We start from the raw sequence: 22,774 nt of genomic DNA, 5'->3' as shown, positions 1-22,774 counted from the left end.
TCATCACCTCGCAGGCATCAACACGAACTGTATATATCGTATATATACAGTATCATCATTATACCCACTTGTCAATCCTTGATAAAAATTTTTCTTTTTTCCCTCTACAGGGAAATTTCGGGCGGTAAATGCGGGTGTGTTGAAAGGAGGCGAAAGATTGGACAGGAATTCGGAAACAGGGGAAAGAATCCGTAGGCGCGTGAAAAAAGGCTACGAAAGGCTGGCTTATGGGGGAATCGCTGACGCGGTGCGGCTGCTTTTTACCGACGAGCCGGATTTGGCGGCGCTCGACAAAATGGATTTGTTCAATATTGCAGAAATTAAACGCCCGCGGGGCGGCGGAATGGAAATTAAGTTTTTCGACCGCATTAAGGCGCTGGAAAGTCTGGAGGGGATGAGCGAAACAAACAGCGATTCCATGCCGCTGTACCGTGCGCTGCAGGAGTGCGCGCGTTCGCTTAAAGAAAAAGGAAATGGGAATTAAGAAATTTTCTGAAAAGCAGTTGCAGGCGCTTTCGTGGTGGTGCCCGGGCAGCCCGTACGCAAACCGGGACGCGGTCATCTGCGACGGCGCGGTGCGAAGCGGCAAAACGCTCTGCCTTGGAATCTCGTTTGTGGCGTGGGCGCTGTGCTGTTTTCAGAACCGATCGTTTGCCTTTTGCGGAAAGACCATACGCTCGCTGAAACGGAACCTGATTACCACTTTGCTGCCGGCCTTGCAGGACGCCGGGTTCCGCTGCCGGATGGCGGCGGCGGAAAACCGCATGGATATTTCCCTTGGAAAGAATGAAAACCGGTTTTACTTGTTCGGTGGAAAGGACGAAGGTTCCCCGGCGCTTATTCAGGGAATGACCCTTTCGGGGGTGCTATTCGACGAGGTGGCGCTGATGCCGCGCTCGTTTGTGGAGCAGGCGCTGGCCCGCTGTTCGGTGGAGGGCTCCAAATTCTGGTTCAACTGCAACCCGGAAAATCCGCAGCATTGGTTTTACCGCGAATGGATTTTGAAAACGGAGCAGAAAAACGCTTTGTACCTGCACTTCACCATGGAGGACAATCCATCGCTCAGCCCCGAAATCCGGGCGCGCTACCGTGGGCTGTACGCCGGAACGTTTTACGAACGGTTTGTGCTGGGACGGTGGGTGGCCGCACAAGGCTTAGTGTACCCGTTTATGACGGATTCCATGTTCTGCGATGCGCCGCATGGCTGCGGGCGCTTTCGCGTTTCCTGCGACTACGGGACGGTAAACCCATGCTCCATTGGGCTTTGGGGGGAGAAGGACGGCGTATGGTACCGGGTGGACGAATACTATTTTGATTCGCGCAGCGCAGGTATTCAGCGCACCGATGAGGAGCATTACGCGGGGTTGGAGCAGCTTTGCGGCGGGCGGGAAATTGAAAGCGTGACGGTCGACCCTTCCGCGGCGAGCTTTATGGAGGTCATCCGTCGGCATGGGAAATACCATGTGGTGCCCGCGCACAACGATGTGCTGTACGGAATTCGGAGGGTCAGCGTTGCGCTCAAGCAGGGTGACATCAAAATCTGCCGAAACTGTACGGACGCGGTGCGGGAATTTGGCCTGTACCGCTGGAACGACGACAAAAACCGGGACGCCCCGGTAAAAGAAAACGATCACGCGATGGACGACATCCGGTATTTTGTAACGACGCTCCTGTTACAGGAGGACGCTTTCTTTGCCGTTGCCGCCCCGCGCGGGAAAGGAGAACCATGATACGAAAGAAACACAGGCCCCTGCCGGTGGCGCAGGCGGTGCAGACGGCAGCCAACGCTTATCCGTTTGCCGCACTGAGCCGCTATGTTCCGCTTCAATCGGGGGAAAACCGGCTTTACGCCGCGCTGCGCGAGGCTGTTCCGATTATTGACGCTGCGATTGGGAAAATCATCCGGCTGATCGGCACCTTTGCAGTAGAGTGTGAAAATCGCGACGTACAGGACGCCTTAAATGAATTTTTAAGGAATGTCCCGGTGAATTCGACACACGCAGGCGTGCAGAGCTTTTTGAACGGATATTTATCGCAGCTTTTAACCTATGGCAATGCGGTGGGCGAAATCGTTGTTGGAAACGGCGGGATCGTCGCGCTGTACAACGCCTCGCTGGACGATGTGGAGCTGAGGGCTGTGTCGCCTTTAAAGCTGGAGGTTTACCGCCGGGAAAACGGTGGGAGCAAGCCGGTAAGCTATCCGGAGCTGGTGTTTTGTTCCGCGCTGAATCCGGAACCGGGCAGCGCGAAGGGTGTTTCGCTTTTGCGCGGGCTGCCGTTTGTCAGCGGGATTCTGCTCCAGATTTACAATACCATTGGCATAAACTGGGAGAGACTGGGCAACGTCCGTTTTGCCGTTACCTATAAGCCCGCCGGCGACACCGCCGACCGCGCTTTTGCCAGGGAACGCGCGCAGCAGATTGCCGGTGAGTGGAGCCGGGCGATGCGCAAGGACAGCGTGAGCGATTTTATCGCCGTGGGCGACGTGAGCATTAAAGCGATCGGCGCGGACAACCAGATTCTGGATAGTGAAGTCCCCGTCCGCGAAATGCTGGAGCAGATTGTAGCAAAGCTTGGGCTTCCGCCGTTTTTACTGGGATTCTCGTGGTCGTCAACGGAGCGGATGTCCAGCCAGCAGGCGGATATCCTGACCAGCGAGCTGCAGGCGTACCGGCGCGAGCTGAACCCGATCATCCATAAAATCTGCCGGCTGTGGCTTCGCCTGAACGGATATGACCCGGAGTTTGAAATCAAGTGGGACAATATCACTTTGCAGGATCAGGTGGAAACGGCAAACGCAAGGTATATGAACGCAAAGGCGGCGCAGATTGAAGCCGCCCTCAAAACCGAAGGAAAGGAAGAATGACTTGAAAGAGGGATTTGTACTGAAAAGCAGGAAAGCGGATGCGGACGCCCTTTCGAAAATCAACCGCTATACGCGCCGGGAGTTCGGCCCGGACGAGGTTTACACCTTTTCGGTCGTACTGTGCGACAACGAGATAGACCGCGACAACGAGCGGTTTTCCATTGGCGCGCTGAAGCAGCTCGCTCCGCTGTTTTTAGGCAGAACTGGCATTTTTAACCACAGCATGAAGACGCAGAACCAGACGGCGCGCATTTACGACTGCGCGGTGGAGCAGGATGAAACGCGCCGGACAAAGGCGGGCGAACCTTACTGCCGCCTGGTGGCGCAGGCGTACCTGCCGCGGTGCGGCAAGAACGCCGACCTGATTCTGGAATTGGAAAGCGGGATTAAAAAAGAGGTCAGCGTGGGCTGCGCGGTGGGAAAGGTAACCTGCAGCATTTGCGGTGCGGATTTAAAGAGGGGCGGCTGCGCGCACAAGAAGGGAAAGATGTACGGCGGACAGATCTGCTGCGCGGTGCTGGACGAGCCGACGGACGCTTACGAATGGTCCTTTGTTGCGGTTCCGGCACAGCGGGAAGCGGGCGTGATCAAAAGCTTTGCCGCCGGGGAAGAGAATGCGGAGGCCGTCCTGAAAGCGATCGCTTCGTCGGACGGCGGAATCACGCTGACCGGCGGGCAGGCCCGGGCGCTTTTGAAGCAGGTGGAAAGGCTGAAAGGCGAAGCGGAGTGCGGAAGGCAGTACCGCATGGAGCTGGAAAAGAGCTTTGTAAAATTCGCGGGCCTTTCCCAGCCGGAACTGTCGGCGGAAATGCTGAGGCGCGTCGCGGCAGGGATGAGCGCCGAGGATTTGAAATGCTTTGAAAGCGCGTACCGGAAAAGGGCGGAACAGCTTTTGCCCCTGACGCCCCAGCTTGCCGGTACGCAGAAAAAGGAATCCGGCGGCAACGCTGAATTTAAAATATAAACGATTGAGGAGGAGTACATATGAAAATTTCACTCAACGGCTTCGGTGAAGCAGCGGCAACCTTTGAAGCGGGTTCCGGCGTAACGGTCGGGATGCCCGTAAAAATGACCGGAAACGGCGTGGTGGGCGGCTGTGCGGCAAAGGAGGGCTTTTGCGGTGTGGCGGTTTCCGTGCGTGGCGGGTACGCGGCGGTCCAGCTGCGTGGGTACGTCGTTCTGCCCTATGCGGGAACGGCTCCGGCGGTGGGTTACCAGACCCTGAGCGCAGCGGGTGGCGGAAAGGTACAAGTTGACAGCACAGGGAGAAGCCTTCTTGTCACGGATGTGGACACCACAGCGCAGACCTGCGGAATCATTCTTTAAAAACGGGAGGAAATGAATAATGGCGTTTTATGAATCCATCAAATTGGAAAAGGGAATGTACGGCGTTCCGGGCAAGAGTTTTACGGATGTTCTGGAAAGCCTTGACCCGTCTGAAAACTACGTGGGTAGCAATCTGGAAGGGCTTGACGCGTACCAAAGGCAGCTGAAGCGTTTTTCGATCCGCGTGGGCGGCGTGGAAAGCGATCGCATTGAAAAATTCTTCCAGACGGCGGACTCCGCCGCGCTGTTCCCGGAATATGTGAACCGCGCGGTGCGCCAAGGCATGGAAATGGCGAACCTTTTGCCGAATCTTGTTGCAACCACAACGAATATCAACTCCATGGATTACCGCACGATTACTTCCAATCCCGGAACGGAGGAGAAGACCCTAAAACCCGTCGCCGAGGGTGCGGCGATTCCGCAGACTGTTATAAAGACGCAGGATCATCTGGTGAAACTCCACAAGCGCGGGAGAATGCTCGTCGCAAGCTACGAGGCGCTCCGCTTTCAGAAGCTCGACCTGTTTACGGTTACCCTGCGCCAGATCGGCGCGTATATCGCAAGGGCGCAGCTCGGCGACGCGGTGGATGTGCTTCTGTACGGCGACGACGGAAAATCCCCCGCCGGAGCAATCGAAACGGCTTCGGGCAAGCCTGCCTACGGCGACATGGTAAACCTTTGGGGCGAACTTGCGCCGTATCAGTTGAACACGGTGCTTGCTTCCACCGCGACGACGAAGGATATCCTTTCCATCACGGAATTCAAGGACGCGAACGCGGGGCTGAATTTCCAGGGAACCGGAAAGCTGGCGACGCCGCTCGGCGCGAACCTTCTGCATATGCCGAATTTAGAGGATAAGCAGATTATCGGCCTGGACAAAACCTGTGCCCTGGAAATGGTGCAGGCGGGCGGCGTGCAGACGGATTACGACAAGCTGATCGACCGCCAGCTTGAGCGCGCATGCATCAGCACGATTGCAGGCTTCACAAAAATCTTCAACGGCGCGGTGAAGGTGCTGAATTACAAGGCGTAAGGGTGACACAGTTGGATATTGAAAATGTGATGAAACGCTTCGCCCTGATGGCGGATTTAGACGAAAAGGAGGCTGCGAAATACAGGCCGTTCTGTGAAGATGCGATGGCGCAGATCAGCCGGCGCGTCAAGGACGGCAGCGCCGCGGCACAGGGGATTCTCTGTGCTGCGGCAGCCTCCCTTGCCCTGTACCGCTGGGCGCTTGCAAACGCCTGCGCCGGGGAGGAAAGTTTTTCCGCAGGCGATGTGAAGGTGACGAAAAGGATGTGCAACGTGGAAACAGCGCGGCGGGCATGGCTGGAATCTGCGGCGGCGGCCGCACCGTACTTGAAGGACGAAGGGTTCCTGTTTGAGAGGATAGGGAAATGACAAGGCGAGAGATTCTGGAAGGTATGTTTCGGAAATACGGGGAAGCGGTCAGTATCCGGGGAAATCCCGTCAATGCGGTTCTCAGGCCATTGCAGTATAAAAGCAATGCCAGCCTGAACCTTCCCACGGATTATTACGACGACCTGCATTATCTTTACACCGGGCCGGCGGGGCACAAGCTCTGCATCGGCGATGAGATTCAGGGCGCCGTGCGCAATTACGTGGTCAAGCGCGCAGACGTTGCCATGATGGGCGGGGAAGAACTGTACGTTTGGGCGGTCTTAAAAATGCTCGCGCCGGACGCGGACAGGGAGGTTTGCCTGGAAGCCGACGGCAAGCGGGCGGCGGTCGCTGACCGCTACACCGTAAAATGCATACAGCAGAGCCGGACCGTTTCCGCTTGGGGAGAGCAGGAACCGGTGGATACCGTACAGGGAAGGATTACCTACGAGCTGACGGTGGAAAATGTGCGGTCCATCGGCGGGATGGACCTGTGCGGCCTTAGCAATTTCAATTTGATCGCGGTTGGGAACGGTGTGCGGACGGTTTACTCCGGATGCCGGTGGAAGGACATCGCCGCCTCAGGCGGGGCTGGAAATACGCTGTGCAGCTCCATGACGCTGGTTGCGGCGGCGCGCACGCTGGTGAAGGAGGTGCAGGAAAACGGATAGGGATATGGAGGAGCTTTCGGAAAATATGGAACGTGACTACAGGCGGTATCCGCATCCTTTGCGGGAGGGGGAAGAACCGTGAAAAACCAGCCTATGAGCTATAAAAATTATATCTGGCCGTTTAACCCTCAAAAAATCCAGGTGGAGTACAGCCGGAATGTCAGCAACCTGAAGCTGCCGCTCTTCGGTAGCGTTTTGCAGGATTTGGGCTGCGACAAGCGGGTTGTTACCGGTACGGGGGAATTTATCGGCGCAGGATGCGCGGAGGAATTCAGCCGGCTGGCTTCCGTTTTTACCGAGGGCGGCAGCGGTACGCTTCGTCTTCCGGGAGTGGTTCCTTTTCAGGCGGCGTTTACTTCGCTGAAAATGATTGGCGAAGCCCAGCCGGACTGCGTTACATACAGCTTTGTATTTGTGGAGGACGGCTCCGCCGAAATGCCGGCGGGTACGGTTCCGGGGGGGATTTATGTCTGCGCAGGCGGGGAAAACCTTTGGAGCGTTGCAAACCGTTTCCGCACCGATGTGGATACGCTGAAAAGGCTGAATCCCATGATTCAGTGGCCGAACGGGCTTGAGAAAGGGCAAAGGGTGGTGCTTCCGTGAAGTATATCGGGGTTACGCCGGAGGGGGAGTTCCCGCTTCCTCCCCCGGTTTCGGCAAAGCTGGTAATGGGGGAGGACGCGCCGGCGGACGGGTTTACGGGCGTGTTTCCCCTTGTGGAGAGCGGCCGACGTATCTGTGCTATCCGGATTTACGGCCAAAACGGTACGCTTCGATTTGACGGAATTACGGACGAGCAAAAGGAAAGCTGCGGCGCGGGCCGGACGCTTACGCTGGCGGCACGCAGCCGCGCCGCGCTCCTTCTGGACAACGAGGCGATTCCGCAGACGTATTGTATGCCGTCGCTGGAAACGATTTTTACAAGGCATATAAAGCCGTACGGATTTTCGGGCTTCCGCGGGGAGCGCAGAAGCTTTTCCGGGGAACTGACGGTTACCAAAGGCATGAGCGAGTGGCAGGCGGCGGAAGGCTTTTGCACCCGTTTTTTAGGCAGGAAGCCGCGGATTCTTGAGGGGATTTTCGATGCATCGGGCGAAATCCTGACCGGAGAAATGGTATTTGACAATTCCGGCGGAATCCCCTATTCCGCTGCCTTTTTGGAATACCGCTACTGCGACCGGATTTCGGAAATCCTTATAAAACCGGGGAAAAGCGGCGCCTATGGCACAGCGGTAAAGGATGAGGAAGCGCTTTCGCTCGGAATCCGCCGAAAAAGGTGCCTTGCGGAGGGCAATACCAATGCCGACGCGAAAATCCGGGCGGCGCGGCATAAATCGTTCCGGGCGGTGGTCGATTGCCCGGGGGAAATCTGCGCGCACCTTTTGCAGAGCGCAAGAGTGCGGGATCCGGTGCTTGGGAATTTGGATGGTTTGTATATTGCGGAAATAGAGTACCGCCTGGATTCGAGCGGCGAGCGCAGCCGTTATATTTTGAGGAGGTGAGAGGATGTGGCTTTCACAGCAGATGATATCCGCCCAACAGCAGCCGCCGGCGGGGCAGGTAGCGGAAGTGACGGGCGGTTCGGTGATGCAGGGGATGAACGAATACCGTGGGCTGCCGCTGCTTTCGCCGTGGGGAATTGCATACCTTCCGCCGAGTTCAGCGCGGACGGTTGTCATCGGTACGGATGCCGGAAGCGCATGCATCGGCGCAGTTTGCGGCGACCGGGGTCTTGCGCCGGGGGAACTGATGCTGTTTTCCTCGGGCGGGGCGTGTATCTACCTGAAAAACAGCGGCGAGGTTGTTATCAACGGCCAGGTTATTGCCGCGAAAAAGGAGGGATAGATTGGATACGGCATTGAAGAACGGGGATTTCCTTCTCGGCCCGAACGGAAGGCCGAAACAGATCAGCGGAGAACAGGAGCTTTTGCAGCGCGCTGCAATCCGGCTGAAAATTCCGCTTGGAAGTTTTGTGTATGACCCGCAGCTCGGCAGCCGGCTGCATGAGCTGAAGGCCGACGGCAGCGGGCTGAATGAAAAAGCGTTTACCATGGCGCAGGAGGCGCTCCGCTCCCTGCCACAGATAACGGTGGAAAGCGCCGCGTGTACCGGAAACCCTCCGTGCGCGGTTGTGATCCGGCTTTGCTGCGGGGCGGAAAAAAGCGAAATCGAGGTGAAGCTGTAATGTACGGTTATAATCAAATCCTTACCGCCATGAAGGAAAAATTCACAGCCCTCTCCGGCTATTCGCCCGACGACGCGTCCGATATCGGTATCCGCATGAAAGTGCTTGCCGGGGAGGTGTATTCCCTTTACAGCGCGGTAGAGTGGTTGAAGATGCAGACCTTCGCGCAGAGCGCACAGGGGGAGCAGTTGGAGATGCGCGCGCAGGAGCGCGGGCTGACGCGGAAACAGTCGGTGGTCGCTTCGGGAAGCCTTACCTTTCAGCGCAGTACGACGCTGTGGTACAACGCGGTGATTCCCGCCGGAACCGTGTGTTCCACCGCGGGGGAAAATCCGGTGCGTTACGTGACAACACAGGAAGGAATTCTGCAAAGCGGGCAATTGAGCGTCACCGTACCGGCGAAAGCCGAGCAGGGCGGGCGAAGCGGCAATACGGAGGCAGGCACGGTTACGCGGATGGTCACGCCGCCCCCGGCGTTGGAAACCGTAACAAATCCGATCCCCTTCCGTGGCGGCATGGACAGCGAAAGCGATAGTGAGCTGCGTAGCCGCCTGATGCAAAGCTACGCAAGCATTTCCAACGGGACGAACGCAGCGTTTTACCGCGAATGCGCCATGAAGCACGACGGCGTGTATTCAGTAGGCGTTGTGCCGCGCGAAAGGGGCGCGGGAACCGTCGGCGTGTATCTCGGCGGTCGGGGAGGGGCGCCTTCGCCGGAGATTGTAAGCCAGGTGCAGAAAGAACTGGACGAACTGCGGGAGGTAAACGTAAATGTGGCTGTTTCCTCCGCGCAGACGGTGGAAGTAAAAATCAGCGTATACGTAGCCCCCGCGGACAACGTGCCGTTCGATGAGGCGAAAACCGCCTGCGAACAGGCAATCCGAAGGTATTTTGAAGATTTGTCGGTGGGAGAGCCGGTGATTTTAGCCGCGCTGGGCGTTCAAATCTTTTCTACCGGAAAAATCAAGAATTATGCGTTTGACAACGCCGTTATTACCGATAAAAAGATTGCTCCCAGTCAGCTTGCCGTCTGCGGCACGGTACAAATCGGCACTTACGCGGGGGTGAACTGATGCGCGTGCTTGAATCAATGGTTTCCAGCATGAGGGCGACAGGGCTGTATGCCTTGGACGGAACAACGCAGGTGGATTATGAATTGCAGGCGTATGCGGCCGGCTTGGATATGGTTTTTGAAGCGCTGACGGAGCTGCAAAGGGAAAGCTATATTGCGACCGCTTCGGGCTACGGCCTTTTGAATTGGGAAAGCCTGCTGCGGATTCAACCGGCCGGAAGCACACAGGAACGGCGCGGCCGGATTCTAAAACGCAGCGCGGTCACGCCGAATTCGTTTACCCGAAAGGATATGGAATACGCGCTGTCCGCCCCGGGGATCGACGTGGAAGTGTGTGAATATATTCCGGAAAAGAAGATTTATGTAAACTGCAAGGATGCCGGCGCCAAAAGTGAGCAGGGGCTTTCCATCCAACAGGCCGCCAAATTATTCCTTCCGGCCCATTTAGACGCGGAGCTGGATTTTCGAAGCATTTCATGGAACAATATCGACGGAGAAAACCAAATGTTTGACGCGCTGGAGGAAATGGGCCTTACATGGGATGCGGTGGATAATTACGGCGGCGGCCGGATGCAATTGTAAGGAGGAAATTATGCCGACAAACAACAAAACGAGCCTGGGGCTCAACTGCTGGGCGGGAACGGACAAGCCGATGCGAAAAGACTTTGTGGATGACAACATGCTGCTGGACAGCCTTCTGACATCGCATTTCCACAATACGGAGATGCACCTGTCTGCCGCCGACCGGACATTGTTGAAGGATGGTATTGCCATTGGAAGCTACTGCGGAAACGGGGCGCCGAAACAGGATATTGCCCTGCCTTTTGACGCAAGGCTGGTCATCGTGTTCGCCCCGCTTACCGCCAGCAGCCTTTACATGCCGAATGGCGGATACAATAAAAGTAGTCTGGCTTTTGCCACAAAGGAGGGAAACAGTCTGGGAGTAAATCTGGGTGTTTCCAAATTAACTGTATGCCAGTCCCAGACAAACCCATCCAACGGAGGCATATACAATAATTTTAATAGTGATGGAGAAGACTATACCTACATTGCATTTCGATAAATGAAATGCATATTTTATTTGCAATCGGCAAGCGAATAAGCTAAAATAAAGATACTTTTTGGGGAAATATGTCGCAATGGAGATGAGCAGGTTGGATCTGCATGAAATGAAAGAGGAAACCGAGCGTGCGCTGCTAGTGGAAGTGGATACCGGCGATTATGATGCGGACGCTTCCTTAGCGGAACTGTACGAGCTTACGAGAAGTGCGGGAGCGGAGCCTTTCGGTGCGATTACGCAGAAACGGCCTTCGCCGGATAAAGCGACCTGTGTGGGGTCGGGCATGATGCAGGAAATAGCGGATTTCTGCAAAAAGCATGAAGTGAACCTGCTTATTTTCGATTGCGAATTATCTCCCACCCAGATCCGCAATATTGAGGAAATCAGTAAGGTGCGCGTCGTGGACCGGACGATGCTGATTCTGGATATTTTTGCAAAAAGGGCGAGGAGCAAGGAGGGCAAGCTTCAGGTGGAGCTTGCTCAATTGAAATATATGCTGCCGAGGCTGGCCGGAAAAGGAACCGCGCTTTCCCGCCTAGGCGGCGGAATCGGAACGCGCGGTCCGGGTGAAAGCAAGCTGGAAACCGACCGCCGCCATATCCGCAGGCGCATCAACACGCTGAACGAACAGCTTGCGGAAGTGGAAAAGCACCGCGGACTGATGAACCGCCGCCGGAAAAAGGACGGGATTATTACGGTTGCGCTGGTTGGATATACGAACGCTGGAAAATCCACTTTGATGAATTGTCTGACGAAGGCGGGCGTTCTGGCGGAAAATATGCTGTTTGCCACGCTTGACCCCACGGCGAGGGCGCTGAAGCTGCCCTGCGGCACGACGGTGATGTTGATTGACACGGTCGGCCTGATCCGCCGCCTGCCGCACCATTTGGTGCAGGCGTTCCGCTCCACGCTGGAACAAGCCGCCGAAGCGGATATCCTTTTGAATGTCTGCGACGCGTCCAGCCCCGAAGCCCAGGTGCATTTAAAGGTAACGGCGGAGCTTTTAGCTGAGCTTGGCTGCGAAGGGCGCCCGATCATTCCCGTATTCAATAAATGTGATCTTCTTACGGGTGCCAGCGTGATTCCTTTTATGGGCAATTCCGTGCGGATTAGTGCGGCAAACGGCACCGGAGTGGACAAGCTGCTGGCCGCGATTGAAGCGAATCTTCCGGTAAAAACAAAGAGGGTAAAGCTTCTGCTGCCCTTTCAGCAAAGTGGGCTGGCGGCACAGATTCGACGCGACGGTACGGTGGAAAACGAGGAGTACACCGAAACCGGCCTGATTCTTACTGCTCAGGTTCCAAGCACAATGGATAATTTAATTAAAAATTACGAGATTGAATGAGATTTTAACAGCAAAAAACCTTTGCCAAATATCCTTTAATTTACGTAGGCCGGCGCCGTTTTCGCGGTGCCGGCTTTTTTTGTCAATTGAAAACCACGCGCTATGCGTGGGGTACAGACTGTCACACGAAAACTCCCGATTGTGCCGGGAAGTCCAAAATGCTTTAGCATTGAGTATAATAAAAACTCCCTTTTATGCTGGATTTGCTTAGCGGGAAAGGGCATAACCAACTCGTCCTATTCAGCAATGGAAGCGCGGAGTTAAGCGGGTTCGGCTTTTTCGGAAGCTACACAAGAATATACAATTAAGAACAACATCTGTTATTCATTGCATTTCGGATATGTTCTATAATTTATACAGAATATAAGTAAAAGGAGAATTGGGAGAATGCGATACGGCTATTTTGACGATGAAAATAGAGAATATGTCATTGATCACGTAAACACACCGGTTCCGTGGACAAATTATATCGGTGTAAACGATATGTGCGCGGTTCTCAGCCAATCCGCAGACGGTTATGTCTTTTATAAATCTCCCCAGTACCACCGCATTACGCGCTTTCGCCCCAATGCGCCGATCAGCCGCCCCGGCCATTATGTGTACCTGCGCGATGACGATACCGGCGAGTATTGGAGCATTTCGTGGCAGCCTGTTGGAAAGGATTTGACCAAGGCGAAATACGAATGCAGGCATGGGCTGTCTTATTCGAAATACTCCTGTGAATATAATGGGATCTCCGCTTGTCAGACAATTTTTATTCCCCTGAACGAGCCGGTCGAATTGTGGGATGTGGTACTGAAAAACAATAGTTCCCGGCCACGCTGTCTCAGCATATACTCTTACATTGAATTCTCGTTCCACCAAATCGATATGGATAATCAGAATTTTCAGATGAGCCTGTACGCATCCGGTTCGAGTTATGCCGACGGCATCATTGAATATGACCTTTATTATGAAGAATCGGGGTATCAGTGGTTTACCTCCAGCTTTGAGCCCGATGGATTCGACTGCCTGCGGGACCGCTTTTTGGGAGCATACCGCGATGAAAGGAATCCGATTGCAGTAGAAAGAGGAGAATGTACCGGCAGTTTTGAAAAAACCGGTAACCACTGTGCCGCCCTGCAAAAGAAACTCGTTTTGCAGCCCGGACAGGATATTCGGATCGCCTTCCTTTTGGGGGAAGGAAAACGGGAAACGGCCGCCCCAATGAGGGAAAAATATTCCGATCCAGCCAATGTGGACAGGGCGTTTTCCGACCTTGCAGCCTTCTGGGACGAAAAGCTCAGCAAGCTGCAGGTAAACACCCCGAATCAGGGAATGAACACTTCGTTAAATATTTGGAATTTGTATCAGGCCGAAGTAAACATTATGTTTTCGCGGTTCGCTTCGTTTATTGAAGTGGGCGGCAGAACCGGGCTGGGTTTCCGCGACACCTCACAGGATGCTATGACCATCGCATCCTCTAATCCCGAAAAGTGCAGGCAACGCATTATTGAGCTTTGCCGCGGCCTGACGCAACAGGGCTACGGACTGCATCTGTTTCAGCCGGAGTGGTTTGATCCGGAATTCCAAGGGAAACAGCAAAGCTTCAAATCCCCGACGGTGATCCCCACCCCCAGCATGGAGGAAAAGGTTCACGGGATTAAGGATGCCTGCTCGGACGACGCGCTGTGGCTGATTGCCGCAATCAGCGAATATATTAAAGAAACAGGGGAGGTTTCCCTTCTGGATGAAATGGTTACCTACGCCGACGGCGGAGAAGGTACGGTCTATCAGCACATGATGCGGATTCTGGATTTTTCCGCCGAACAGGTTGGCGCAACGGGGATCTGTAAGGGGCTTCGCGCCGATTGGAATGACTGCCTGAATTTAGGTGGCGGAGAAAGCGCAATGGTTTCCTTCCTGCACTACTGGGCGCTCCAGCATTTTCTCGCTTTATCCCGCTTCATTGGGAAAACGGAGGAAGTAGAAAAATATGAAAAGATGGCTGCAAAGGTAAAAAAGGCATGCAACGACAACCTGTGGGATGGGGAGTGGTATATTCGGGGAATTACCGGCAGCGGCAGAAAAATCGGTACGCATGACGACAAGGAAGGCAAGGTACATATCGAATCCAACGCCTGGGCGGTTTTCTCAGGTGTGGCTGACCTCGATCGTGCGGTTAAGGCAATGGATTCTGTTGACAAATACCTCTATACACCATACGGCTTGATGCTCAATGCGCCGTCTTATACGAAAAGTGATGACGAAATCGGCTTTGTCACGCGGGTGTATCCGGGCGTTAAGGAGAACGGCTCAATTTTCAGCCATCCGAATCCGTGGGCCTGGTGTGCCGAGGCAGCGCTTGGGCGGGGAGACAGGGCAATGAAATTTTATAATGCCCTGCTGCCCTATAACCAGAATGATAAAATAGAGGTTCGGCAGTCGGAACCTTATTCGTACTGCCAATTTGTAATGGGTAAAGACCATACCGCCTTCGGGCGGGCAAGGCATCCGTTTATGACAGGCTCCGGCGGTTGGGCGTATTTTGCCGCAACCCGGTACCTTCTTGGCGTAAGGCCGGATTTCGACCACCTGATTGTTGACCCGTGCATTCCAAAGGATTGGGGCAGCTTTGACGTTACCCGCGTTTGGCGCGGCGCTGTGTATCGGATTCATGTTGAGAATCCGTGCGGCGTCAGCAAGGGGGTCAAAACAATGGAGATGGACGGAAAAACCCTTTCCGGTTGGATTCCGGTGCAGAAAGCGGGGACGCAGCACAGCGTTCATGTTGTTATGGGGTAAACAGAGAGAACGCTCGCCGTGCAGAGCGGTTTGTGCACGGAGAAAAGTGGGATGGAAATATGATTAAATTTGGAACAGGCGGATGGCGCGCAGTAATCGGCGATGAATTTACCAAGGCAAATGTCCAGTTGTTAACGGCGGCAATTGCCAGAAAGCTGAAGAATCAGGACAACGCTGCAAATGGATTCGTAATCGGATATGATAGGCGGTTCCTTTCCAAAGAGGCGGCCAAATGGGCTGCGGAGGTTATGGCGGGGGAGGGAATCCTCTGCCGCCTGATCGATAGGGAATCGCCTACTCCGTTGATTATGTTTACGGTGAAATATTATGGGCTGCCTTACGGTATGGCGGTGACCGCCAGCCATAATCCCGCCATTTACAACGGAATTAAGGTCTTTATGGAAGGCGGACGGGATGCCGACGAAGCTTTGACGAGCGAATTGGAACAATACATAAAAGACATTGACCCGGTGCAAATAAAGCGGATCTCCTTTGAAGACGGCGTAAGAAACGGCCTGATTGAACTGATTGATCCGATGAATCAATACATTGACAGCATTATCCGTTCTATCAACATGGATGCAATTCGAAGCCGCAACCTCAAAATCGTGCTTGACCCGATGTACGGGGTCAGTAAAACGGCGCTGCAAACCATTTTGATGACGGCGCGGTGCAATGTGGATGTCATCCATGAACGGCACGATGCCTTGTTTGGGGGCAGGCTGCCCGCACCGAACAGCAAAACCCTTACCGGGCTGACAAATTATGTTGAGGAGAATCACTGCGATATTGGAATCGCGACCGACGGTGATGCAGACAGGCTCGGTGTAATTAATGACAGGGCTGAATTTTTGCATCCGAACAAAATACTGGTCATGCTCTATTATTACCTTATGAAGTTTAAAGGATGGCGCGGAGCAGCGGTGCGGAACATAGCTACCACCCATCTGCTTGACCGTATTGCCGAGGATTTTGGCGAAACCTGCTATGAAGTCCCGGTTGGATTTAAGTATATTTCTGCAAAGATGGCGGAAACAAATGCGATTATCGGGGGGGAATCTTCCGGCGGACTTACCGTGCGCGGACATATTCAGGGAAAAGATGGTATTTACGCGGCTTCGTTGCTTGTGGAAATGATTGCAGCCACAGGACGCAGCCTGTCGGAGATATACAGCGAAATTACCGGCCGGTACGGGAACTGCGAAATGGAGGAATCCGACTTTCGGTTTTCACAGGAAGAAAAGGATAAAATCACGGAAATCCTGCTGAGCGATAAGCGGCTGCCCGATTTCCCATACGAAATCGAAAAGGTGTCCTATATGGATGGCTGTAAGGTATACTTTAAAAATAAAGGCTGGATTATTGCGCGTTTTTCCGGTACGGAACCGCTGTTGCGGATTTTTTGCGAAATGCCCACTCTGGAGGCTGCGCGGGAAACCAGCGATATCTTAAAACAATTTCTTTCTCTTGCGTAATCACAAAGGCGGCCGCAAACTGCGGCTGCCTTTGTGCGCTGTTTTCCTTTTCCTCCGATATGTTTTGTTAATACAGATACACTTCCTCCGCGGCACAAGGATGTTTTGCGGATACATGGCTTTTCTGAATCATTTTGCTTTCCGCAAAAATACATCCCGTTTTTTTATTTTTCTATAATCTGTGTTATAATTTCAGTAGGATAATTCGGAGGAGTTCAACATGTTTAAAGTAATTCTTGTTGATGATGAAGATATGATTTTAGAAGGCCTTAAAAAGGTGGTCGATTGGGCCAAATATGACTGCCGGGTAGTTGCCGTTGCCTCGGATGCGGAATCCGGTGCAAAAGTGATTCGGGAGAACAAGCCGGATATTCTTTTTACAGATATCAAAATGCCAAATATGGACGGGCTTACCATGTTGGCCGGGTTGAAGGGAGAGTTCCCCGATATGCAGATTACCGTACTCACGGGATACCGGGACTTTGAATATGCGACGCGGGCAATTCAAATCGGCGTGACAAGATTTTTGCTGAAGCCTTCCAAAATGGATGAGTTGGAGGAAGCGCTGCAGGTCATGACGGAGAATTTGCAAAGGCAGCATAAAGGGGCGGCGGGATCAAAGGAGAAAGCAGCGGAAGAATTACAGGAGACCAGCCCGGCAAACAACTTTATTGTGCGGGAAGCTTTAAAATACATAGAGCTTCATTACGCAGAGAAGCTGACGCTTACCGAGCTTGCGGAAAAAGCGTATGTGAGCCAGTGGTACCTCAGCAAGCTTTTGAACAAATATACACATATGAGTTTCTGTGACCTGCTGAACCAAACGCGAATTAAGAAAGCGGAAGAACTGCTCAAAAATCCTTCTTTAAAGATTTACGAAATTTCAGATCTGCTGGGATTCAACGACGTTAACCATTTTTCGCGGGTCTTTAAAAAGATTAAGCAAATGTCACCCAACGAATACCGCAACGCGGTTTATAAATCGTGATTCGCTTGTAAAATCATCTGCTCCGTTTTCGGGGCAGTACTTTTTTTATGAAAAAACCCTTGACTTTCCCCTTGCTGGAACGCTTATACTCATAGCAGAACATGTTCTAAAGAAAAGCTGGAGTTGATAAAATGCTTACCATTGGAGAATTCTCCAAAATCAGCAGGGTGTCTGCAAAAACGCTAAGATATTATGATGAGATCGGCCTTTTTAAACCGGGCTATGTCAGCGATTTTTCCGGTTACCGCTATTACCGGGTTTCCCAGCTGCGGGACATCCTGCTGATCTCCAAGTTAAAGCAGTATCAGTTTACCCTGCCCGAAATTGCGCGAATCCTTTCAAAAGACGACGCGGCATACCTGAAAGAAGCAATCAATCAGAAAAGGATCGAGCTGCAAAGGCAGATTCGGGAGCAAGAGTCCGTCCTTCTCCAGATGGAGGAGGATCTCAAACGAATTGAAAGGTGTGACAGTATTATGGAAATCAATTATCTGATAAAGACGGTTTCGTTCCAGCCAAAAACGATTTTCAGCCTGCGCAGGCGGATGGGCGTGAAGGACTTTCCGAGGGCTTACGGCGATCTGTTTGCGGAAATGGAGCGCAATAAAGTCAAGCCGTGCGGCCCGCTTCTGACGGTCTATCACGACAGCGAGTTTAACCATGACGCCACCGATATCGAAGTCGGCGCGGAGGTTCCACAAGACAGCGCCTGCACAGTCCGCAAGCTTGACCCGGGCCTTTGCTGTTTTGCCACCCATGTCGGCCCGTATGAGAATTTTAACCAATGCTACACCGCATTGATGGAATGGATTGACAGGGAAGGCTATACGATTTCGGGTCCCCCGTTCGAGCTGTATATCAAAGGGTACGATGACAACGTTGCTCCGGAGGAATTCGTAACCGAAGTCTATTTTCCGATTAAAAAGTAAAAACCGCGTTCCCCCCAGAATCAAAAACACGCCTTGCAGCAGCTTTAAAAGCGTACGCAAGGCGTGTTTTCCTATTATCATTTGAACCTCCGGCCCTGCCGGGGGGTTGCAAGCTTGATTTTCCAGACGGTTTGTTCTTTCCAATCCGTTACTGGCTTTTTTTCTCCGCACTTCCTTTTTTATCGTCTGGGGAAAAGTTTTGTCCCGTATGCTTATGAATGATTCCGTTAAACAGGTTCGTAAACTTATCCAAATCCTGCTCGTCCGTAATCCGGTAGGAAGCGTCTACATCCAGCAGGCCTTCCAGCAGATAACGGGCGCTCCTGCTTATATCAAATTCGCCGTGGAAAACGGCCCACATCAAGCTGACCGAATGCAGCACCTGATGCAGAAGGACCACAAGCACCTTTGGGTCGGAGGTGTTGTGGAACTGGCCGTGCTGCTGCCCTTTTTTAATGATGCTCATTTCCAGTTTGGCAATTTCCAGGATATCGTTGCTGACCCGGAAGGTGCCTACGTCCTGCGTCAGATTTTTAATTAAAATCTGACGGATGATGTGCACCCCGGTTGTTTTTACAAAATCCGTGTACTTTTCGATAATCAGAAACATTTGCTCGACATAGTTGTTGGAAGTCAGGATTGCGGTCACTTCCGCGGGGGTAAGCTGCCATGGGAAACAATAAAATTCTTTCAGCAGTTCGTCTTTCGATTTGTAATAGTAGTAAAACGTATGCTTATTGATCCCGCTGGCTTTGCAAATGTCGTTGAGGGTAACGGCTTCAAAGGATTTTTCGCGGAAAAGGCGCGTCGCGGTTTCGCGAATGAGTCTTTTCGTATCGTTTTCGTTCCCTTCCGGCATTTTGCATTCTCCTTTCTGTATTGGGCCCGTTTTATTATCTTTTCAACGATTATAGTACCAGAGATGTCCAAAATAAATCAAGGGTAATTATAACTAAATTAATTATATTGCAACCAAATTTAATCATTATTATACCAGTTGAAATTATTATGGTACTGTAGTACCATATAGAAAATTTGGTTTTTAGGAGGTGGTGACCGTATGACAAGACTCATGAAATACTGCACGCCGTACATAACACATTTTTTAACGGCGATTGCACTTCTGTTTGGTCAGGCATACTGCGACCTTGCCTTGCCGGATTATATGTCGGATATTATTAACGACGGCATTGCCTCCGGAAACACCGAGGAAATCCTGCGCGTCGGCGCGAAGATGCTTGTGGTTGCCCTGCTCAGCACGGTGTGCAGCGTTCTTGTCAGCCTTATTGCCGCGCGTGTGGCGGCAGGGGTGTGTCGGACGCTCCGTTTGGATCTGTTTGAGAAGATTGAATCGTTTTCCAATGCGGAATTTGACAAGTTTTCGACTTCTTCTTTAATTACCCGGACAACCAATGATATTACGCAGGTGCAAACGCTGATTGTCATGGTCATCCGTATGGTTTTTTACGCGCCCATCCTCGGTACCGGCGGCGTTATCCGCGCGCTTTCGAAAAGCAGGTCCATGTCCTGGGTTATTGCGCTGGCGGTATGCTGCCTTTTGCTTCTGGTTTTGTTTATGTTTGTGTTCGCGCTGCCCCGGTTCCGCATTGTGCAGGGGTTGATTGACCGGCTGAACCGGATTGTCCGCGAGAATCTGGAGGGTATGCTGGTTATCCGGGCGTTCAGCACCCAGCGGTTCGAGGAACAGCGCTTCGATAAGGCAAATCTCGATCTTACGGATACCAATTTGTTTATTAACCGGATTATGTCATTTATGATGCCGACCATGATGCTGATTATGAACCTGATAACGGTTTTGATTATCTGGGTCGGTTCATGGCAGGTGTCTGCGCTGCGGCTTCAGGTGGGCGATATGCTGGCCTATATGCAGTATGTTATGCAGATTGTTGTGGCGTTCCTGATGATGGCAATGATGTTTATTATGATTCCCCGCGCGTCCGTCTCCGCCGACCGGATTGCCGACGTACTGGAAACAAATCCGTCCATTGTAAATCCGGAAAACCCCAAGACGCCCGAATCTTGCCGCGGCGTTGTCCGCTTTGAACATGTTTCGTTCCGGTATCCGGGCGCGGAGGAGGAAGTCCTGCACGATATCGATTTCACAGCCAGCCCGGGCCAGACGACGGCGTTCATCGGTTCGACCGGTTCCGGAAAATCCACGGTGGTGAACCTGCTGCCGCGTTTTTATGACCCGACGGACGGGCGGATTACCCTCGACGGCGTGGATATCCGCGAATATGACCTTCACGCGCTGCGAAAGCAAATCGGGTATATCCCGCAGAAGGGCATCCTGTTTTCCGGAACAATTCGGAGCAATCTTGCCTATGCCGACCCGGACACCGTTACTTTGGAGGAGATTTCCGACGCGGCGCGGATCGCGCAGGCAATGGAATTTATCGAAACCAAGCCCGACGGCTTTGAAACGGAGATTGCACAGGGCGGCTCCAATGTGTCCGGCGGGCAGAAACAGCGGCTTTCCATTGCGCGTGCGCTGGTGAAAAAGCCGCAGATTTATATATTTGACGATAGCTTTTCCGCGCTCGACTTTAAGACGGACGCGAAGCTCCGCGCGGCACTACGCGAGAAAACCGGCTGGGCGACAATATTGATCGTCGCGCAGCGCATTTCCAGCATTATGTATGCCGATCAGATTATCGTTCTGGACAACGGCAGGATTGCGGGAAAGGGAACCCACAGGGAGCTGATGGAGAATTGCGAAGTATACAGGGAAATCGCGCTCTCCCAGCTTAGTAAGGAGGAGCTTGCATGAGTGAACCAAAACAGGCTCCCCGCATGGGCGGTTTCGGCCCCGGTGCGTTGGGCGCTCCGGGTGAAAAGGCAAAGAACTTCAGCGGCACCATGGCAAGGCTTTTCCATTATGCCGACGAGTACCGCACGCCGATGATTGTTGTTTTCATTTTGGCCGCGGCTTCCTCGGCGTTTTCCATCCTTGGGCCGAAGCTCCTTGGAAAAGTAACCACCAAGCTGTTCGAGGGCCTGATGGCCTACGCTTTGGGAACCGGGCTGCTGACGGATTTTAAATATATCGGAAGCCATATCCTGCTTTTGGTCGGGCTCTACCTCTTGTCCGCCATGTTTTCCTATTTGCAGGGATACATTATGTCCGGCGTTTCCATGAAGATTACCTACCGCCTCCGGAAGGACATAACGGAGAAAATCAACCGTATGCCGCTTCGCTACTTTGACTCGCGCACCCACGGCGAAGTGCTTTCCCTTGTCACCAACGACGTGGATACGATCTCGCAAACGCTGAACCAGTCGCTGACCCAGTTCATCACTTCCGCCGCGACGATTCTCGGCGTGCTAATCATGATGCTTTCCATCTCCTGGCTGATGACGCTGGTCAGCTTCCTGATCCTGCCGCTTACGGGGGTTCTGCTTGGCGGGATTATGAAGCCGGCACAGAAGCAATTCCGGCAGCAGCAGGAATACCTTGGTCATATCAACGGGCAGGTGGAGGAAAACTTCTCCGGCCATAACGTTGTCCAGGTTTTCAACGGGGAAGCGAAAGCGGTTGAAACCTTTAAAGAATATAATGAAAAGTTGTTTGAATCTGCGTGGATTTCCCAGTTTTTAACCGGTATGATGATGCCGGTCATGACGTTTGTAGGAAATCTGGGGTACGTGGTCGTTTGTATTCTTGGCGGTTACCTTGCGGTAAAAAAGGCGATTACGGTTGGCGACGTGCAGGCGTTTGTCCAGTATGTGCGCCAGTTCACCCAGCCGATTGCGCAGATTGCCAATATCATGAATACGCTCCAGTCCACCGCCGCCGCCGCGGAGCGCGTCTTCGCGTTTTTAGCGGAGGATGAGGAAATTCCGGAAACCGAAACGCCGGTTATCCCCGAGGCAGTACAGGGAGTTGTGGAGTTTAAAAATGTCCGGTTCGGTTATACCGAGGATAAAATCATTATCAAGGACTTTTCCTGCAAGATCCGCGCGGGCCAATCCATTGCTATCGTCGGCCCGACAGGAGCCGGAAAAACTACAATTATAAAATTGTTGATGCGCTTTTACGAGCTGAACAGCGGCGATATACTGATCGACGGACATTCCATCCGGGACTACACCCGGGAAGGGCTGCGGAGCATATTCGGAATGGTGCTTCAGGACACATGGCTCTATAACGCAACCATCATGGAAAATATCCGTTACGGCTCTTTCGATAAAACGGATGAAGAGGTGATTGCGGCGGCAAAGGCGGCGCACTGTGACGAATTTATCCGCGCCCTGCCGGACGGCTACCAGATGGTTCTGAATGAGGAAGCAACCAATATTTCGCAGGGGCAGAAACAGCTTCTGACGATTGCGCGGACGGTGCTCTCCGACCCGAAGATCTTGATTCTCGACGAGGCGACCAGCTCGGTCGATACCCGCACCGAGGTAATGATTCAAAAGGCGATGGACGCGCTGATGCAAAACCGCACCAGCTTTGTCATTGCCCACCGGCTGTCCACAATCCGCGGCGCGGATTTGATCCTTGTCATGAAGGACGGGGATATCGTGGAACAGGGCAACCATGAAGAACTGCTGGCAAAGGGCGGATTTTACGCCAGCCTGTATCAGTCCCAGTTCGAAAACGGGGAGGAAGATGAAACAGGATAAAACTTTTCCCGTCGGATGATTACAG

23 protein-coding genes are annotated in these 22,774 nt (G+C 52.9%); 22 read left to right on the top strand and 1 reads right to left on the bottom strand.

What is annotated here, in order from left to right; genetic code table 11:
* Positions 1–157 precede the first annotated feature (157 nt).
* The 20 genes from P9B68_RS10620 to P9B68_RS10525 all read left to right on the top strand — a co-directional run bounded on the left by P9B68_RS10620 (position 158) and on the right by P9B68_RS10525 (position 18,102).
* The gene (locus tag P9B68_RS10620; protein WP_135657481.1) at positions 158–484 is read left to right on the top strand and encodes a hypothetical protein; all 327 of its coding nucleotides are present in this window, start codon (positions 158–160) and stop codon (positions 482–484) included.
* A complete protein-coding gene (locus tag P9B68_RS10615) occupies positions 474–1,730 on the top strand; it encodes a PBSX family phage terminase large subunit (RefSeq protein WP_277669013.1) in 1,257 nt (418 codons plus the stop codon). Before P9B68_RS10620 ends, P9B68_RS10615 begins: the two co-directional genes overlap by 11 nt.
* Positions 1,727–2,866 carry a phage portal protein gene (locus tag P9B68_RS10610; protein ID WP_277669012.1) on the top strand — a complete coding sequence of 380 codons (1,140 nt, stop codon included), beginning with the start codon at positions 1,727–1,729 and terminating at the stop codon, positions 2,864–2,866. The genes P9B68_RS10615 and P9B68_RS10610 overlap by 4 nt, the downstream gene beginning before the upstream one ends.
* A 1-nt stretch (position 2,867) precedes the next feature.
* Positions 2,868–3,830 carry a hypothetical protein gene (locus P9B68_RS10605; protein WP_135658203.1) on the top strand — a complete coding sequence of 321 codons (963 nt, stop codon included), beginning with the start codon at positions 2,868–2,870 and terminating at the stop codon, positions 3,828–3,830.
* Between the two features lie 20 nt (positions 3,831–3,850).
* Positions 3,851–4,192: a hypothetical protein gene (locus P9B68_RS10600; RefSeq protein WP_135657487.1), complete on the top strand. Its 342-nt coding sequence runs from the start codon at positions 3,851–3,853 to the stop codon at positions 4,190–4,192.
* Positions 4,193–4,211: 19 nt separating this feature from the next.
* Positions 4,212–5,225: a phage major capsid protein gene (locus P9B68_RS10595; RefSeq protein WP_277669011.1), complete on the top strand. Its 1,014-nt coding sequence runs from the start codon at positions 4,212–4,214 to the stop codon at positions 5,223–5,225.
* A gap of 11 nt (positions 5,226–5,236) precedes the next feature.
* Positions 5,237–5,593: a hypothetical protein gene (locus tag P9B68_RS10590; protein ID WP_135657491.1), complete on the top strand. Its 357-nt coding sequence runs from the start codon at positions 5,237–5,239 to the stop codon at positions 5,591–5,593.
* The gene (locus tag P9B68_RS10585) at positions 5,590–6,264 is read left to right on the top strand and encodes a hypothetical protein (protein ID WP_135657493.1); all 675 of its coding nucleotides are present in this window, start codon (positions 5,590–5,592) and stop codon (positions 6,262–6,264) included. The genes P9B68_RS10590 and P9B68_RS10585 overlap by 4 nt, the downstream gene beginning before the upstream one ends.
* Positions 6,265–6,342: 78 nt before the next feature.
* Entirely contained in the window at positions 6,343–6,867 is a 525-nt protein-coding gene (locus tag P9B68_RS10580) for a LysM peptidoglycan-binding domain-containing protein (protein ID WP_135657495.1), read from the top strand.
* Positions 6,864–7,766, top strand: a complete 903-nt coding sequence (locus tag P9B68_RS10575; RefSeq protein ID WP_135657497.1) for a hypothetical protein — start codon at positions 6,864–6,866, stop codon at positions 7,764–7,766. Before P9B68_RS10580 ends, P9B68_RS10575 begins: the two co-directional genes overlap by 4 nt.
* A gap of 4 nt (positions 7,767–7,770) precedes the next feature.
* Positions 7,771–8,109, top strand: coding sequence for a hypothetical protein (locus P9B68_RS10570; protein ID WP_135657499.1), 339 nt, complete (start codon positions 7,771–7,773; stop codon positions 8,107–8,109).
* A gap of 1 nt (position 8,110) precedes the next feature.
* Entirely contained in the window at positions 8,111–8,449 is a 339-nt protein-coding gene (locus P9B68_RS10565) for a histidine kinase (protein ID WP_277669010.1), read from the top strand.
* The gene (locus tag P9B68_RS10560; RefSeq protein WP_277669009.1) at positions 8,449–9,522 is read left to right on the top strand and encodes a baseplate J/gp47 family protein; all 1,074 of its coding nucleotides are present in this window, start codon (positions 8,449–8,451) and stop codon (positions 9,520–9,522) included. The genes P9B68_RS10565 and P9B68_RS10560 overlap by 1 nt, the downstream gene beginning before the upstream one ends.
* On the top strand, positions 9,522–10,103 hold the full coding sequence (locus P9B68_RS10555; protein ID WP_135657505.1) for a DUF2313 domain-containing protein: 582 nt from the start codon (positions 9,522–9,524) through the stop codon (positions 10,101–10,103). The genes P9B68_RS10560 and P9B68_RS10555 overlap by 1 nt, the downstream gene beginning before the upstream one ends.
* 10 nt (positions 10,104–10,113) lie before the next feature.
* Positions 10,114–10,584 carry a hypothetical protein gene (locus tag P9B68_RS10550; protein ID WP_135657507.1) on the top strand — a complete coding sequence of 157 codons (471 nt, stop codon included), beginning with the start codon at positions 10,114–10,116 and terminating at the stop codon, positions 10,582–10,584.
* Between the two features lie 82 nt (positions 10,585–10,666).
* On the top strand, positions 10,667–11,926 hold the full coding sequence (hflX, locus tag P9B68_RS10545; protein WP_407932301.1) for a GTPase HflX: 1,260 nt from the start codon (positions 10,667–10,669) through the stop codon (positions 11,924–11,926).
* Between the two features lie 387 nt (positions 11,927–12,313).
* Positions 12,314–14,710, top strand: a complete 2,397-nt coding sequence (locus P9B68_RS10540; protein WP_277669008.1) for a GH36-type glycosyl hydrolase domain-containing protein — start codon at positions 12,314–12,316, stop codon at positions 14,708–14,710.
* A gap of 59 nt (positions 14,711–14,769) precedes the next feature.
* Positions 14,770–16,185 carry a phosphoglucomutase/phosphomannomutase family protein gene (locus P9B68_RS10535; protein ID WP_135657513.1) on the top strand — a complete coding sequence of 472 codons (1,416 nt, stop codon included), beginning with the start codon at positions 14,770–14,772 and terminating at the stop codon, positions 16,183–16,185.
* 220 nt (positions 16,186–16,405) lie between these two features.
* Positions 16,406–17,173 (top strand): response regulator transcription factor, encoded by a 768-nt coding sequence (locus tag P9B68_RS10530; RefSeq protein WP_135657515.1) that lies wholly within the window; start codon positions 16,406–16,408, stop codon positions 17,171–17,173.
* A 131-nt stretch (positions 17,174–17,304) separates the two neighbouring features.
* The gene (locus P9B68_RS10525; protein ID WP_277669007.1) at positions 17,305–18,102 is read left to right on the top strand and encodes a MerR family transcriptional regulator; all 798 of its coding nucleotides are present in this window, start codon (positions 17,305–17,307) and stop codon (positions 18,100–18,102) included.
* 148 nt (positions 18,103–18,250) lie between these two features.
* Here the strand turns inward: P9B68_RS10525 and P9B68_RS10520 are convergent, their stop codons facing one another.
* Entirely contained in the window at positions 18,251–18,961 is a 711-nt protein-coding gene (locus tag P9B68_RS10520) for a TetR/AcrR family transcriptional regulator (RefSeq protein WP_135657519.1), read from the bottom strand.
* 201 nt (positions 18,962–19,162) lie between these two features.
* Between P9B68_RS10520 and P9B68_RS10515 the strand changes: the two genes are divergently transcribed.
* Positions 19,163–20,893, top strand: a complete 1,731-nt coding sequence (locus P9B68_RS10515; RefSeq protein WP_135657521.1) for an ABC transporter ATP-binding protein — start codon at positions 19,163–19,165, stop codon at positions 20,891–20,893.
* The gene (locus tag P9B68_RS10510) at positions 20,890–22,749 is read left to right on the top strand and encodes an ABC transporter ATP-binding protein (protein WP_135657523.1); all 1,860 of its coding nucleotides are present in this window, start codon (positions 20,890–20,892) and stop codon (positions 22,747–22,749) included. The genes P9B68_RS10515 and P9B68_RS10510 overlap by 4 nt, the downstream gene beginning before the upstream one ends.
* The last annotated feature ends 25 nt before the right edge of the window (positions 22,750–22,774 follow it).

Source organism: Caproiciproducens galactitolivorans, assembly GCF_029266045.1.
Taxonomy (GTDB): domain Bacteria; phylum Bacillota; class Clostridia; order Oscillospirales; family Acutalibacteraceae; genus Caproiciproducens; species Caproiciproducens galactitolivorans.
This window is presented reverse-complemented; position numbering and strand designations above follow the sequence as displayed.